Below are 16,094 nucleotides of genomic sequence, written 5' to 3'. Positions count from 1 at the left end.
TAATTCCAACTCAATTGAATCACTGGAATTAATTTTTGAAAAATCAGCATCAATAATATCGTTTGCCCATGCTTTAAGAGCCTCAATTGGATTTATCTTTGCATTGCGTTTCTGATTAATCTGTCTAGTCATTCTAAAGAGTTCACGAGCTTCTGAAAGACTATAAGTCATAAACTCAAACACTTCATTTTTATAGTTTTCAATCAACTTATCTATGTCCTGATTATTCTGAACTAAATTGAGATTTGCTTTCTTAATATTTTCAATTGCTTCTTCAATACCAATTCTATCAGCACCAACCAATAGCTGTATTCCAGATAGTGAATCAACTGTAGAAATATTATTTAAGACATAATCTGTATCAAATCTTTTTACTGACTCATGATTTTCTGAAATCCAGTTTGATAATGACGATTTACCACTTCCGTTTGTTCCAAAAAATATATTGCAATTATGTAGATTTTCATCAAATGAAAAATTATGAAATGATTTTTTAGAAATATTTATCAATTTATCTATCATATTTAAATCCTCTAATAAAATTCATTTTCATTATATCAAAAAAACGCCAGCTTCTGCTAACGTTTTCATGGTCTATATAGTACTATTTAACCAACTTCTTCATCTCTTCAATTCGTTCTTGTGTCGCGTCGTATTTGGCTTGGTAGTCGGCTTGTTTGTTGCGTTCTTTTTGGACAACTTCAGGTTTGGCGTTGGCGACGAAGCGTTCGTTGCCGAGTTTTTTGCCGACCATGTCGAGTTCTTTCTGCCATTTGGCTAGTTCTTTGTCGAGGCGAACTAATTCTTCTTCGACATTGAGCAAGTCTGCTAATGGCAAGAAGATTTCAGCTCCTGTGATAACCGCTGACATAGCCAATTCTGGTGCTGTCAAATTAGCTGAAATTTCCAAGGTTTCTGGATTGGTGAAGCGTTTGATGTAATTGACGTTTGATGTGAAGAAGCTTTCCAACTCAGCGTCACTTGTTTTGACCAAAATAGTGATTGGTTTTGATGGGGCTACGTTGACTTCCGCACGCGCATTACGAACGGCACGAATCAAGTCTTTCAAGCTCTCAACACCCTTATGAGCGTCAGCATTGTCAAAGGCTTCATTGACCACAGGGTAGTCAGCTGTTACGATTGATCCTTCAGCATACTGAGCAAAGATTTCTTCCGTTACAAACGGCATGATTGGATGAAGCAAGCGGAGAATCTTATCAAGTGTGTAAAGCAGAACAGCTCGCGTCACCACTTTCTCCTCTTCATTGTCACTATAAAGCACTTCCTTAGTCAACTCAACATACCAGTTGGCAAACTCTTCCCAAATAAAGTTATAAAGAATGTGCCCCGCCACACCAAACTCGAACTTATCAAAGTTATCAGTGACTTTGGCGATGGTTTCATTGAGGTTATGGAGAATCCAACGATCGGTGACATTGCCAGCCTGACCGCTAGCCACTTGCGCAACTTTGTCAGTAGCAGTGTCCAAGTCCAGTCCTTCATTGTTCATGAGGATGTAGCGTGAGATGTTCCAAATCTTGTTAATGAAGTTCCAAGAGGCATCCATTTTTTCGTAAGAGAAACGCACGTCTTGACCCGGTGCAGAACCGTTTGAGAGGAACCAACGAAGGGCATCGGCACCGTATTTGTCAATGACATCCATTGGGTCGATACCGTTCCCAAGAGATTTAGACATCTTGCGCCCTTCTTCGTCACGGATAAGACCATGAATGAGAACGTTTTGGAAGGGTTGACGTCCGGTGAACTCAAGAGATTGGAAAATCATACGAGATACCCAGAAGAAGATGATGTCGTAACCCGTTACCAAGGTTGAGGTTGGGAAATAACGCTGGAAGTCTGCTGAGTCTGTGTCAGGCCAACCCATGGTTGAGAAAGGCCAGAGGGCTGATGAGAACCAGGTGTCAAGCACGTCCTCATCTTGCACCCACCCCTCACCTTCTGGGGCTTCCTCGCCCACATACATGTCGCCATTCTCCTTGTACCAAGCTGGGATTTGATGTCCCCACCAAAGCTGGCGAGAAATCACCCAGTCATGGACATTTTCCATCCAGCTCATGAAGGTATCATTGAAGCGTGGTGGGTAGAATGCTACCTTGTCATCAGTGTCTTGGTTGGCGATAGCATTCTTAGCCAATTGATCCATCTTAACGAACCATTGGGTTGACAGATAAGGCTCTACAACAGCTCCTGAGCGTTCAGAGTGGCCAACAGCATGAATGATCGGCTTGATATCCTTGAGTAAGCCAGCTTCCTCAGCATCTTTCAAGTACAGCTTACGGGCTTCGTAGCGATCCAGACCTTGGTAACGCTCTGGAACACGATGCGTTCTAGACATGGTACCATCTTTTTCCATGATAATATCTTGTCTAATATTGTGACGTTGCCCAACTTCAAAGTCATTAGGGTCATGAGCAGGCGTGATTTTCACACAGCCAGACCCCTTGTCCATCGTAACGTACTCATCTGCAATAATAGGAATACGGTAGCCTGTCAAAGGAACGATAACCTGTTTGCCCACCAAGTGCTGGTAGCGCTCATCGTCTGGATGCACTGCAATAGCACCGTCACCAAACATCGTTTCTGGACGTGTGGTCATGATGGTCAGGTAATCGCCACTGCCATCATCAAATAAGTATTTGAAATAATGCTCTGCTCCCTCAACATCCTTATGGATAACCTCGATATCAGAGAGGGCAGTCCTAGCTGCTGGGTCCCAGTTGATGATAAATTCGCCACGGTAAATCCAGCCTTTTTTGTAGAGGTCTACAAAGACCTTACGAACAGCTTTTGACAAACCTTCATCGAGGGTGAAGCGTTCACGAGAATAATCGACAGAAATCCCCATTTTGCCCCACTGGTCTTTGATGGTTGCTGCGTACTCGTCCTTCCATTCCCAAACTTTGTCAAGGAATTTTTCACGACCTAAGTCGTAACGTGTGATGCCTTGACCACGCAAACGCTCCTCAACCTTAGCCTGAGTGGCAATACCAGCATGGTCCATCCCTGGTAACCAGAGCGTATCAAAGCCCTGCATGCGTTTTTGACGAATGATAATATCTTGCAAAGTCGTATCCCAAGCGTGTCCCAAGTGCAACTTACCAGTAACATTTGGGGGTGGAATAACGATAGAATAAGGTTTGGCATCAGGATTACCTGATGGTTTGAAAACATCTTGGTCCAACCAAGATTGATAACGCCCAGCCTCAACCTCGGCTGGGTTGTATTTTGGTGATAGTTCTTTCATTTTAGTTCTCCTTTTTCAAATAATTTTATATTCCTATTCTAAATATTTTATCCCATGAAAAATGTTATATCTTATCCTCTGCAGGATCAATCTCACACCAATGTTTACTATTTCTAAAACACTCTAATGCTGGTGTTTTTTCTATTACAATAATCTTTTTTTTACCATTTTCATTAATAACTGTATCATATTTAGTTGGTCTATTATAAAATTTCATCTTACCATTGCAGATGGAACAGTTAGCTGATTGAATCTTTTCAATATTAAGTCTATTATCTTTCCCGCTCAAAGCATACCCAAACTTTAAAGGATAGCGGATTTGATTTTTTACTATTTTTCGAAGATATAATACAAGAGATAGTGTCATCAGACTCACTATTAGTAATAATGCATATAATGGCTGATATTCTGAATTTGAAATCGTATAATCCCAGTCTTTACTCACGATTTCATATATTGGTTCAAAAACTTTAAAAACTGAAAAAATGGAGCCAATGGTAGGAATAAAACTAATCCATGTCAAAACTGCCATTGTAATCGGGCTTCTCCAAAGAGGTTCTACCTCATATTCAGCGACTATCTGCTTGTCTCGATTATCGCCATAAAAATTATTAATGTTATTTATATTTTGATTTCTTACAATAGTATTTCCAGAACCAATATTATTTCCACCATTAAAAACGTTGTTATTATTCATAAATATATCCTTTGCTAAATATTCTAAGTAGAGTTACTCCCCACCACCTCTATCTTCACCCCATCCGTATCTTACTCCACCCACCCAAAGACTCACTTTAACTCTGCTATCCCATTTTCATAACAAATTGACTAATCGTTATTAATACCTTCGTCTATCATCAAAGAAACTCCTACCGAACCTTTTCTTTTTGAAAAAATGATTGTCGCATTTTTTCAAAAACGTCAAAATCCCCGCCCAGCTCACGCTAGACAGGGACGAAGTTCGTTTTGAATTCCGCGGTACCACCCACATTCGGGTTTGATACCCGCTGCTCTTTTTATACAATTTGATAACTCAGCAACCAGTTTTGACATTTGTGCGGATTTCTCAGTAACACCGCTTCCTGTGACAAATGGGCTTCAAAACACCTCTGATAGGCTTATTATAACAGACTTCTATAGCAAATTCAATGACTGACAAGCAAAAAAACTCTCCTTCGTCTTTAAGGTCTGATCTGTTACTGTCTTTGGCTGATAAAGCTCAAAAATTCATAGGATAGACTGGTTGTGGTGTCATTGAGGGAATAGCTTTCCAGCTCATTGACATTGCTGCGTAATTGCTGGGCATAGGCTTTTGAAATCAAGCCATTCGCCTCAAACTCAGCAATGGTTTTACGCTCCAAGTAATAACCTCGTAAAATGTCATCGTTACTGTCTGGAATCCTATGCATGATGACACGCTCCACAAACAAGCCTGACTTGATCAAGGCCGCATCACGTAAACGGGCATCCTGAAGGTAATCCACTAGCGAATGATTATAGTAACCCTCTAAATCCTCTAGTGCGTCTAAAATCAACTCGGTGTTTTTCAGGTAAAGATCTGTGATACGCTCACGATTCTCAGCCGTCAAATGCCCACGCTGCTTGGGAAAGTGACTCAAGGCTCTCAGACGTGCACCAAAGGTCACCAGCTCATGCAAGGTCGCTCGCACCACGCGCATGAAAATCCGAAAACCATAGGTAAAGCCTGAGACAAAGCTACGGTTGACTTGCTTTTCCAAAATTTTGAGATAGCCTTGGTAAATGCGGTACTCTTTGAGGTCAATCTGCCCTTGATGATAGGCATATTCTAACCCTTGACTCTCAATGCCAATCATAAACAGTTGCAAGCTGGCTAGATCTTTCTTGACACTGGCAGGCTCTTGCTCTATAATCAAATGCTGAATACGCGTATTGTAGTTATCGATAACGGTGTAAAGGGAAGCCTTATCGGGTCTCTTTTTGCTATCTTCTTCTAAAATCCTTAACACTTTGGTAAGGATGGAAATACGCATGACATGGTCCACAGTCTTGTCAATGGCTGGAGCTAAAAATGGCAACACCACTAACCCCGTCAAAAAGCTAAAGAGGGTCACACCAGCTACTGTGAACAGTAAAAAACTATATTGCAGGTTTTCCATTCGCGGTAACAATAAAATGGTAGCAATGGAGACCGTTCCCTTGACTCCAGAAAAAGTTAAGAGCAATATATCTTTAAAAGATCTGCCAAAGAGGCCAGGTCTAAACCAGCTCTGCAAGGCATAAAAGAGGCTGATCATGACAAAACGCACGACAAATAAGGCAGCTGTCAGACTGAGGATCAAGACCAAGAGGTAGCCATTACCGTACTTGGGGCTGGTCAAGATAGGGACTAGAATAGCCGTCAACTCAGAGCCAAAGATGAGAAAGACAAGACCGTTTAGCATAAAGTTGATGGTTTTCCAGACCACATTGGTGACTCGATAGACCTGAGCATCAAAGAGTGTCGTCTTTCTCAAACGTCCTGCCTGCATAACACCCGCTATAACAACGGCAATAATGGCTGAAACGCCTAAGGCATCTGCCACAAAGTAAGACACCATGGGAAGCGATAACTCCAACAACAAGGCTCCTGTAACATCGGCTGCGTCGAATTTTTCCAAAATCGAGAGAAAAACACGGTTAAAAAAGGCAAAGAGAATCCCAATCGCAAAGCCGCCGAGGATGGACAAGACAAGTTTGAGGCTGGCTTGCCCAATGGAAAAATAGCCTGTCAGAAGTGCTGTCACGGCAAACTGAAAGGCAACCAAGCCACTCGCATCGTTTAACAAACCCTCTAACTTGAGGATGTTTTCTGCCCGCTTTGGAAAGGCAAAACGGCTGGCTATGGAAATAAAGGCCACCGCATCTGTCGGCCCTAGAGCTGCACCCAGAGCGAAGTAGGCAGCCACAGGCAGGGTAATGGGCAATAGATAGTTGGCTATCATGCCAATCAAGATCGTCGTCACAAAGACCACGGGGAGGATCAGGTAGAGAATCATCGAGCGATGCTTGAGAAAGCTGCCAACATCTGCCTCCTCACCCTCCCTGAAATTAAGCGGAGCAATGACAAAGGCCAAAAAGAGGGCTGGATTGAGGGCGATTCCTTGACCTCCTTGAAAGAGACCATAGGCCACACCCAATAGCAGCTGCACCAAGGGGAGAGGGATTTTGGGGAAGATGCGATTAATAACATTAGAGACCACTAATGAAAATAGAAAGCTAATCACTAGGATAGATAAGGGCATATGGACTAACCTCCCTCGTGCTTTTTGGCGTAGGCGTCTTTGAGGTCGGCAATTTTTTGATCAATGGCTTGGCAATCTTGGTGCGTCATTTTCAAATGACATTTTTCTTTTTCTAAGACCATTAGTTTCTTTTTGAGCTTGGCTAGATCAGGAGCATCCTCAAAATGAGGCGTTTTTGATGTTGGCTGGTCAATGTATTTGTGGCGTAGGGTTGATAGCAATTCTGTGACGGATTGGTGAGACATGTCTTCTCCTTTTTGGTCTGTCATTATAGCAATATCTCATCAGAAAACGAGATGGACGAGTGTTTTTCAAGCATGATTAAGAGAGGTGGGTTATTGATTTGATTGATGGCCTGATAGAGCATGACGGTGACTAGCTTTTGTTCCAAGTGACTGACAAACTCAAGCACGCTGTCTTTTTCCACATCACCACCCGCATGACCAGGATAAACCATGATCGCTAAGCGTCCACCAACTTCCAAACGCTCTAACACTTTCTGAATGGCTTGGATAGTAGTTTGAGGCTTGGTCATAATGGCCTTATCAGCACTTGGCAGATAGCCCAAATTAAACATAGCTGCCCGTAGGGGTTCTGCGACATATTGGTCTAAATTTTCATGGCCGTCTAAGATCAATTCAGCATTATCAAGCCCTTGCTCCACTAAGCGATGGCTTGTTTTTTTAAGGGCTTTTTCTTGTATGTCAAAGGCATAGACTTTTTGGCTTCGTTTCGCTAGAAAGACCGTGTCATTGCCATTACCCATGGTCGCATCTAGGGCAACACTCTGGTCATCTAATACCTCTGCTAAAAAATCATGGGAAAAGGCAAGCGGTCGTTTCATAACGGTATCTCCTTCATCTGTCCTATCATCAATCTGCCAAAAAAACAGTCTTACAGCTATACATTTTGAGAACTTACTATTATAATTAAATCAAAAACACGTAAAGGAATCAAGTTTGTCTACTATTTTATCACGCCTGCCTGGGCTCATCCTCTGTCTGTTTATCGCTAGCAGTGCTTGGTTTTTAGGCCAGTCTCTACCGCTCTTTGGAGCACCGATGTTAGCGATTATGATTGGCATGGCAGTAGGTTTGGGCCACAGGAATCGAGCCCATACCCAATCTGGAATCGCCTATTCAGCCAAGGGCATCCTTCAAATCGCCGTTATCCTACTAGGCTTCGGCTTAAACCTCAAGCAAGTCTTAGTGGTTGGCACCCAGTCTCTACCCATCATCTTGGCAACAATCACAACAGCTCTGGTCCTAATCATGCCTTTGGCAAAATGGCTAAACCTTGACCGCCATACCGCCATCCTGGTCGGTGTCGGAACAGCTATCTGCGGTGGCTCTGCCATCGCAGCCACTGCGCCCGTCATTAAGGCAAAAGAAGAAGATCTTGCAAAGGCTATTTCGGTTATCCTATTATTTAACATCCTAGCTGCTCTCTTATTTCCGAGCCTAGGTCATGCGCTTGGCTTATCAAACGAAGGCTTTGCCCTATTTGTTGGTACAGCTGTCAATGATACCTCGTCTGTCACTGCCACTGCCACTGCCTGGGACAATCTCTACCACGCCAATACACTTGATAGAGCAACCATCGTGAAACTCACCAGAACCTTGGCTATCATTCCCATCACTCTGGGCTTGTCTTTTTATGAAATGATGCAGCAACACCAAAAACCTGAGGCACAAAAGACCTTTCGGCTAACCAAGGTATTTCCCATCTTTATACTCTACTTTGTCCTAGCTTCTTTGATCACCACGCTAGTGCCGCTACCAGTTCCACTGACTAGTTCTTTAAAAACCTTATCTAAATTTTTGATTCTTGTGGCAATGAGTGCCATCGGGCTTAATACCAATATGATAACGCTCTGGTCACGTGGGGGCAAAGCGATTCTTATGGGAAGTTTTTGTTGGCTAGCCGTTTCTGCGGTCAGTCTCTTGTTGCAAAAACTTCTGGGACTTTGGTAAATCCTCCAGACCAAAAAAAAAAAAAAAACAGTTTTGAAAGGCGTATTTTCACCATATATAAAAAGCGAATTTGGATTACCAAATTTGCTTTTTTGATATTAAGGCTGTTTTCCTTGAAAACGCTCTTGAAAACGCTTGTTATTGTAGAAGGGAAACAGGATGTTTAAGTAGGCAAATCCTAAAAGAAAACCGCCAATAACATCTGTTGGGTAATGCACCCCTAGGTAAATACGCGATACGCCAATCACAGCAATTAAAAGTCCTAAAAGGATTTCCACAAACAAGCGTAAGGCAGGGGACTTGATCCGCTGGTGGGCAAGGATCAGCATAAAACCATAAATCATCATCGATCCTGTGGAATGCCCACTTGGGAAGGAGAAGCCATGTGCAGGCAGGAGATGCTCTATGCTTGGTCTAGGGCGTCCATAGAGGTACTTGGCCCCAACAATCAATAGACCTGCTATCGCACCAGTAAGCCCCAGGTAAATGGCTTCAGTCTTCCACTTTTTTACCAAGTAGAGGGATAACACAGCTACCACCAAGACGCCAACAAAGGTTAAGGTGTTGCCCAAAACAGTCACCGCACTAAAAAAAGCAGTTAGACTATCTGGAAGAGAACCACGGACAGTTGTCTGGATAGTATCGTCGAAGGCGACCAGAGTATCAGGATAAAATCTTACCGTATAACCCAAAAGCACAAAGAAGACAAGCGCTATAGAGGCTCTCAAAAAATAAGGTTGTTTAGTTGTCATTTGTTAGATCAATCGCTTAATAGCTGGTTTTAAAAGCAGAAAAACAGCAGCAAACGTTAGCGATAATATCACTCCTTGAATAAGATTAAAGGGAATCACCATCACCAGTAAATAGTGGGCAATGCCAATCAGCTTTGCAATGTCAAAGTTAGCAAACTTGGCATACAAAGGAATGGCAAAGGCGTAGTTCAAGACTAGCATTGAGATGATTAAGAAGATCGTTGCCAAGATACTGGCTAGCAGATAAGACTTGCGGGTTTGGTGCTTTTTCCAAACCAAGGCAAAAGCCAGCACAAATACCCCCATGGCAACAATGTTCATGGGGAGACCAATCAAGTCTCCCAGTCCTTCATTGTTTAATATCAATTTTAACAAAGAACGCCACAAAAGAACAGCATAAGCACTTTTGAGATCGTACAAGAACAAGCCTAATAAAATCGGAATAAGGCTAAAATCAATTTGTAAAAAGCTAGCTGCTGGCAAAATCGGAAATTGAAAAAACATAAGCACAAAGGACAAAGCAGCTAAAATAGCAATGAGTATGAGCTGACGTGTTTTCGTATGAGACATCAAAAAATTCCTCCAATTTAAATCAATTGAAAGAAGGTCCCGTTTTTAAGGCATCCCAAAGACACTAAAAAAAGCGGTCTTCTCCCATCCAGACTTTACTGTCGGTTGTGGAATCACACCACATCAGCTTGCGCTCGCGGACTTCATAGTGTCGTTCATAGGTTATCAAGTTCATGTGGATAGCCATCAAAGATTGCTACCAATGCTTTCTAACCTCAAAAACACTTTGTCACCGCCGGTCGGGAATTTCACCCTGCCCTGAAGACTCCTTTATTATAGCATGTCCTGCCAATCTTATGCAAGGTTTTCGAGCTGAGGTTGATGAATCAGCTTTTTTCTTGGTTTGGTGATTTTATAGTGGATTGAAAATAGATTAGGACAAAGTATAGAATAGCTAACAGTATTAGCGTTTATCAAAACGATTCATCGATGTCCTGATCTTGATTCAAATAACTATATTTTCAATACTCGATGTCAAGCGCCTCAAACCCCAACAACTTAACAAGGCATCTCTACTTTAAGACAAAAAAAGCAGTGAGTACTCTCTTCCTTCGGAGATTTTCTCACTACTAATCTTAAGACCTCTATTCACAAGTCAGAGCTTTTAGATAAGAGATGGTCTGTTTTACTGAGTAGGCTCAGCATTGGGGAGGGATTCCTTATAAGTCACTTCTGCCCCAGAAGTATCCGCAGCTGGGTTAGTCGCTGGAGAGGTCTGAGGTGTCTGATTCTCATAAGAAGGCTCAGGGTGGGGGTAAAAGTCATTGCTAACGGTAGTATCACCGATATAGCCAGTATTTGTTTCACCAGATAAATGGCTAATATCAGCTGTCACACCATATAAGGTTTCATAAGTAATGACATTGGTCGTCATCTCTTCTAAAGTTTTTTTCTTTTTGCCTAACATCTCTTTGATGGTATTTTGAGTGGTTAAGAGGCTTTTAGCCGTTGGGATTTGGTAAGAACCGCCACCAATATTAGCGTCTTCTCCTCTTAACTGATATTCTTTGATCTGTTTAGCAGCGTCTGTGTATCTTAGTAGCCTAGGAATGGTTGCAGAGTTGATCTTAATATCGGTCTGCATGTTTCCAGCAACAGCCTTTAGAATTTTCTTATAAGAAGTTACACTACTACCTAGTTTTAAGACCTTCTGCATGACTTTTTGAATCACCTCACGCTGACGTTTTTGGCGACCGTAATCACCCTCTGGGTCATCATACCGCATACGAGCGTAAACCAAGGCCTGATCGCCATTGATCAGATGAGTGCCAGGCTCGACTGTAGCAGTATAATTGGGTTCATTTTGCGCAATCGAAATCGGAAAATCAAAAGAATTGGTCACCGTGATGCCACCCACCGCATTCACCAAATCAACCAAGCCCTGCATGTTAATCTGCATGTAATAATCAATATCAATATCAAGCATTTCCTCAATGGTCATCATCGCCATCTGAGCACCTCCTGCAGCATAGGCTGCATTCAGCTTGGCCTCTTGACCATTTTGAGGGTTGGACTCTGGCCCTTTTAATCGCACCAAAATATCACGTTCCAAACTGGTCATGGTGATTTTTTGAGTATCAGGATTGACCGTAACAACAATCATCGAGTCACTATTACCTTCCCAAGTAGACGAACGTTCTGCTGTCCCAGTATCAACCCCCATCAGCAACACGGAAAAAGGCTCTAACTTCTCAACAGCCTCGCTGGTTTTTTCCCCTTCAAAGGTTTTAAAGGTTTTTGAAAGCGTCCCCGTCGAAAAAAGGTAAGCTGACCCAAAATAAGTCACCATGGCAACGACTGTTGTCGTCACAATTAACATCATCATCAATACAATTTTTTTGCCTAATCTCATGCCTTATCATCACCTATCCATTTGCTCATCATTAACAGGTCTATGTATCTCCCATCATCTAGTCGAAGCGCTCTTTTCTTGACGCCTTCAATCTCAAACTCAAAATCTTGATAGAGCTTAATAGCTCGCTCATTGCGTGCTTGCACCGTCAACTCCAAACGTTTTATCATAGGACTATGCTGAGCCCAATCACAGGCCAGCTCCATCAGAGTATGCCCAATGCCGTAGCCAGTATAGGCTTTTTTGACAGCAATAAATAAGTCACCAATATGACCGGTATAAGATGACTCACTACCAACAACATTCAGTAGCCCAATCAGCTGTCCCTCTAGCTTGGCTAGTAGGCAAATGCTATTAAGACTTGCTTCACTGATCGAGAGAGATTCTTCCAAAACTTCAAGCGACATTTCCTTACTATCATTGGTGATAAAAGTCGTTTCTTGGCTAAGGTCTGCTAAAAGATGTTTGATTAAAACAGCGTCTGATGCTTTTGCTTCTTCAATGATTAACTCTTTTTGAGACATTTGGGGGTCAACTCACTGACTAATTGTTGATGCCTAAGATTGTTGGCACTTAATGTTAGTTGGCGGCCTTGTCCATCAAAGAAGATGGCAATACTAAGATAGGCTTCTGGCAAATGCTCTTTGATCAACTCGCCCCACTCAATAACGGTCACACCATCACCAAAAAGAAAGGCATCTAAATCAATCGAATCTGGATCATCACCAATCCGATAAACGTCTAAATGGTAAAGAGGCAGCCTACCCTCGTACTCACGAACAATCGTATAGGTCGGACTTTTAATCATCTGGTCAATCCCAAGCCCCTTTGCTAAGCCCTTGGTAAGAGTGGTCTTTCCAGTACCCAAATCACCTGTCAAAATCAGAATATCGCCAGCCTCAAGTATTGATCCTAATTTTTCTCCAAAAGCTATCAGCTCGGACTCATTTGTTACCTTATACATAGACCTCATTATATCATATCAAAAGATGCTTTGCCATGATTGGTTGATGACAAAATAAAATCATCAGTCCTTCAGCCGATGATTTTTTGATGATGTAGGATCTTAGAGCATTGCCAAAATCACAAAGTTCAAGATAAAGAGAGCCGTTGCTCCCCAAAGAATGGGGTGAATCTCTTTGGAATGTCCTTTAACAACTTTTACCAAACAGTAGAAAATGAATGCTACAGCGATTCCGTAAGAGATGGAGTAGCAAAGTGCCATAAAGAATGCGGCAAAGAATGCGGGTAGGGCATCTTCAAAACGACTCCAATCCACATCAAGGAAAGAAGACACCATCATCACTCCAACAATAATCAGTGCTGGTGCTGTCGCTGCCGCAGGTACAATACCGATAACTGGCAAGAGAAAGATCGATAGTAAAAAGGTGATTGCTGTTGATACCGCCGTTAGACCTGTACGCCCGCCTTCCGCAATTCCTGCTGCAGACTCAACGTAAGTGGTCGTATTTGAGGTACCAAATAAAGCACCGATAGAAGTACCAATCGCATCTGCAAAGAGAGCGCGATCCATTTTTGATGAGAAACCAGATGAATTCTCAAGTGCTTCCTCATCCTCTGCTGAGAAAATTCCTGTACGACGGCCTGTACCAATAAAGGTTCCAAGGGTATCAAAGGTATCTGACAAGGAGAAGGCAAAGATCGTCATTAAAACAAGTGGTAGGCGACTTGAATCACTAAAGAGAGAGCCCATACCAGCAAAAGCTGCTAAAAAGGTTGTTCCCAATTCAGCAAAAGCTGAGCCGATATTGTTTGCAAAATTAATGTTTGACACATCAACCACACCCATCGGAATGCCTATCACTGTTGTGACAAGAATACCAATAAGAATCGCACCACGGATGTTTTTGATGACTAAAATAGCTGTCAAAAACAAACCAATAATCGCCAAGATAACGGCTGGATTGGTAAAGGTTGAAATAGCTGGTACAACACCACCATTGGCTGAAATAGCATTGATACCATCTGATAGGTTAGCAGCATCTGGAGCCGCACCATTGATAGTCACGATATTTTGTGCTGAGAGCGAAAATTCAATGATGTCGGCATTTTTTAGACCAAGATAGGCCACAAAGACACCAATACCCCCACCAATAGCATGCTGAAGACTCACTGGAATGGCTTTGATAATACTCTTACGAACCTTGGTAACCGTGATAAAGATATTGAAAAGGCCACAGATAAACACCATCGCCAAAGCTTCTTGCCAGGTAAAACCTAGGCCAAAAACAACGGTGTAAGTGAAGAAAGCGTTAAGCCCCATTCCTGGTGCAAGGGCATAAGGAACGTTGGCAAACAACCCCATGATCACTGTTGAAATCACCGTTGCAATAATAGTTGCGAGAAAAACTGCCTGAGTGGGCATGCCAGCAGCCCCCAAAATAGATGGGTTAACAAAGAGGATATAACTCATGGCAAAGAAGGTCGTCAAACCAGCAATGATTTCAGTTCGAACAGTCGTGCCATGTTCTTTTAACTTAAACAGCTTTTCCATTTTGAAAATAGACTCCTTTTTATTGAACTATTTTTACATTTTAACATATAAATATTCGCATTTCAATGGTATATCCTAAGTTTTTTCAAGAATGATCGCTTTTTTTAATCAAAATATCAGAACAAAACATTTCATGAAGCTATCCTATAAAATTTCTTGATATCTCTGTTACCTTGTGGCTTGGTTTTTGTTATAATAAACATATGACTACTAAACTAATTGCAATTGATTTAGACGGAACCCTTCTTCATAGTGATAATATTATTTCAGACTATACTGTAGACATTATCCAAAAGGTTCGCAAACAAGGCCATCATATTATCATTGCCACTGGGCGACCTTATCGTATGGCAATTGATCACTACAAACGTCTTGACTTGGACACTCCTATGATCACCTTCAACGGCTCTCTCATCAATATCCCTGGTAAAGAATGGGAATACGAGCAGTCGGTGACACTGGATAAAACTTATCTCTTTGAGATACTCAAGTCTAGAGAGCTTTACCAACTTGATTTTATTGCTAGTGAATACCGCAAAAACTTTTTTATTACCCTTGATTATCCTGAGCAGATTACGCCTGCTTTATTTGGTGTTGATTGTATCACAGAGCAAATGCGATTAAAACCTGACAAAATCACACAAAACCCAAATGCCCTTTTAATGCAAACACGAGCTGCTGATAAGTATGCCCTAGCAACTACCATACGTGAGCACTTCAAAAACGGCATTGAGGTAGCCTCCTGGGGTGGACCTTTAAATATCCTTGAAGTATCACCCAAAGGAGTCAATAAAGCCTTTGCCTTAGCCCATCTTTTAAAGGTTTATGATAGAACACCTGATGATTTGATTGCTTTTGGTGATGAGCATAATGACACCGAAATGCTCCATTATGCCAAGGTTGGCTATGCTATGAAAAATGCTAACTTAGCACTTCTGCCATTTGCTAATGAGCAATTAAGACATACCAACGAAGAAGATGGCGTCGCCAAACAGCTTGAAAAACTTTTTTTGTAAACCACAAAAATTTTTTGTCACCATTAAAAAATAGAGACCACTTAGTGAGTCTCTATTTTTTTGATATTTAGAAGCATTTATGATTGTCAAAATAGGGTTTTATTTAATCTTAATCTTCTTTTTTTCTCTTCTTAAATACAATAATACCAGCTAACAGTAGTAATAATTCCATCATGATTGATGAACTTTGATTATCACCAGTGTTCGGTAATCGTTTAGCTAAAGGTATCAAACGAGAATTAGCAAAATTATTATCTCGATTAATTTCAGCCGTCCTTTTTTTTGTATCAAGTACATACTTAGTATCAGCTTTCATATTACCAAGTGTAGCTGCCCTACCTTCTACAGCGTCAATGCCTTGAGTGCCTGTTTCTTTAGCTTGAGTGACAGTCTCAGGGGTTTCGTGAGTGTCAACCGCAGCCTTGGCAGCGTCTACCGCTTTGGTGACTTCTGCCGTGAGACGGTTTTGATCCTCGGCAGTCAAATGAGGGTTTGCGGTGATCGCTTGCTTAGCCGTTTCAGCCTGGCGGTCAATTTCTGCTTTGGCATCAGCTTTGGCATTACCAAGGGCTGTTGCTTTGTCGCCTACAGCTGTTACGGTCGCCACTTGAGCAGCTTGGGTATCAGTCACACCGTCTTTAGCCACTTTAGCATCAATAGCGGCTTTAGCATCTTTGGCAGCTTGAGTGGCTTCGGCTTCTAAACGTTGTTGGTCTGCTGGAGTTAAGTTGTCATTATTCTTAATGGCTTCCTTCACTCGATTGACTTCAGCGTCTATTGCAGCTTTAGCAGCTTTTTTCGCATTGCCTAGCTCTTGAGCTGTTGTGCCAACTTCTGTTACTTTACGAACTTGATTTTCTTTATCGTTTGTAACTTCATCAGTTGTTA

Annotated in this window: 15 protein-coding genes and 1 riboswitch; of the genes, 2 read left to right on the top strand and 13 right to left on the bottom strand. The window is 41.9% G+C overall.

The genetic code is table 11. The features are described 5' to 3' along the window. From ACMZ6Z_RS07615 to ACMZ6Z_RS07590, 6 genes are all read right to left on the bottom strand, one after another. Positions 1-522 (bottom strand): hypothetical protein (locus ACMZ6Z_RS07615; RefSeq protein WP_416131970.1); only part of this gene is annotated, 522 nt, incomplete at its 3' end. Between the two features lie 82 nt (positions 523-604). Then, a complete protein-coding gene (locus tag ACMZ6Z_RS07610) occupies positions 605-3,265 on the bottom strand; it encodes a valine--tRNA ligase (RefSeq protein WP_416131969.1) in 2,661 nt (886 codons plus the stop codon). 64 nt (positions 3,266-3,329) lie between these two features. After that, positions 3,330-3,962: a hypothetical protein gene (locus ACMZ6Z_RS07605; protein ID WP_416131968.1), complete on the bottom strand. Its 633-nt coding sequence runs from the start codon at positions 3,960-3,962 to the stop codon at positions 3,330-3,332. Positions 3,963-4,461: 499 nt separating this feature from the next. Next, positions 4,462-6,528 (bottom strand): cation:proton antiporter, encoded by a 2,067-nt coding sequence (locus ACMZ6Z_RS07600; RefSeq protein WP_416131967.1) that lies wholly within the window; start codon positions 6,526-6,528, stop codon positions 4,462-4,464. Between the two features lie 5 nt (positions 6,529-6,533). Then, positions 6,534-6,797 (bottom strand): hypothetical protein, encoded by a 264-nt coding sequence (locus ACMZ6Z_RS07595; RefSeq protein ID WP_416131966.1) that lies wholly within the window; start codon positions 6,795-6,797, stop codon positions 6,534-6,536. After that, positions 6,797-7,372 (bottom strand): tRNA (mnm(5)s(2)U34)-methyltransferase, encoded by a 576-nt coding sequence (locus ACMZ6Z_RS07590; RefSeq protein ID WP_416131965.1) that lies wholly within the window; start codon positions 7,370-7,372, stop codon positions 6,797-6,799. Before ACMZ6Z_RS07590 ends, ACMZ6Z_RS07595 begins: the two co-directional genes overlap by 1 nt. Positions 7,373-7,487: 115 nt before the next feature. On the opposite strand from ACMZ6Z_RS07590, the gene ACMZ6Z_RS07585 reads away from it, so the two are divergent. Next, a complete protein-coding gene (locus tag ACMZ6Z_RS07585; protein ID WP_416131964.1) occupies positions 7,488-8,501 on the top strand; it encodes a YeiH family protein in 1,014 nt (337 codons plus the stop codon). A 98-nt stretch (positions 8,502-8,599) separates the two neighbouring features. On the opposite strand, the gene ACMZ6Z_RS07580 is transcribed toward ACMZ6Z_RS07585, so the two are convergent. The 6 genes from ACMZ6Z_RS07580 to ACMZ6Z_RS07555 form a co-directional block, all read right to left on the bottom strand. Then, on the bottom strand, positions 8,600-9,253 hold the full coding sequence (locus ACMZ6Z_RS07580; protein WP_416131963.1) for a phosphatase PAP2 family protein: 654 nt from the start codon (positions 9,251-9,253) through the stop codon (positions 8,600-8,602). Positions 9,254-9,256: 3 nt separating this feature from the next. Further along, entirely contained in the window at positions 9,257-9,823 is a 567-nt protein-coding gene (locus tag ACMZ6Z_RS07575; protein ID WP_416131962.1) for an ECF transporter S component, read from the bottom strand. Positions 9,824-9,895: 72 nt separating this feature from the next. Continuing rightward, positions 9,896-10,093, bottom strand: a riboswitch (FMN riboswitch). Positions 10,094-10,448: 355 nt separating this feature from the next. Then, entirely contained in the window at positions 10,449-11,675 is a 1,227-nt protein-coding gene (gene brpA / locus ACMZ6Z_RS07570; protein ID WP_416131961.1) for a biofilm formation/cell division transcriptional regulator BrpA, read from the bottom strand. Beyond that, positions 11,672-12,199 carry a GNAT family N-acetyltransferase gene (locus tag ACMZ6Z_RS07565; protein WP_416131960.1) on the bottom strand — a complete coding sequence of 176 codons (528 nt, stop codon included), beginning with the start codon at positions 12,197-12,199 and terminating at the stop codon, positions 11,672-11,674. The genes brpA and ACMZ6Z_RS07565 overlap by 4 nt, the downstream gene beginning before the upstream one ends. Further along, positions 12,181-12,639: a tRNA (adenosine(37)-N6)-threonylcarbamoyltransferase complex ATPase subunit type 1 TsaE gene (tsaE, locus tag ACMZ6Z_RS07560; RefSeq protein ID WP_416131959.1), complete on the bottom strand. Its 459-nt coding sequence runs from the start codon at positions 12,637-12,639 to the stop codon at positions 12,181-12,183. Before tsaE ends, ACMZ6Z_RS07565 begins: the two co-directional genes overlap by 19 nt. Before the next feature lie 102 nt (positions 12,640-12,741). Beyond that, positions 12,742-14,190: an NCS2 family permease gene (locus ACMZ6Z_RS07555; RefSeq protein WP_416131958.1), complete on the bottom strand. Its 1,449-nt coding sequence runs from the start codon at positions 14,188-14,190 to the stop codon at positions 12,742-12,744. Between the two features lie 203 nt (positions 14,191-14,393). Between ACMZ6Z_RS07555 and ACMZ6Z_RS07550 the strand changes: the two genes are divergently transcribed. Continuing rightward, on the top strand, positions 14,394-15,206 hold the full coding sequence (locus ACMZ6Z_RS07550) for a Cof-type HAD-IIB family hydrolase (protein ID WP_416131957.1): 813 nt from the start codon (positions 14,394-14,396) through the stop codon (positions 15,204-15,206). Positions 15,207-15,315: 109 nt separating this feature from the next. Here the strand turns inward: ACMZ6Z_RS07550 and ACMZ6Z_RS07545 are convergent. Then, on the bottom strand, positions 15,316-16,094 hold a 779-nt coding region (locus tag ACMZ6Z_RS07545), incomplete at its 5' end, for an LPXTG cell wall anchor domain-containing protein (RefSeq protein WP_416131956.1).

It is taken from the genome of Streptococcus pluranimalium, assembly GCF_047785705.1.
Lineage (GTDB): Bacteria > Bacillota > Bacilli > Lactobacillales > Streptococcaceae > Streptococcus > Streptococcus pluranimalium_A.
The sequence above is the reverse complement of the archived record's forward strand: the minus strand, read 5'-3'. Positions and strand labels throughout refer to the sequence as shown.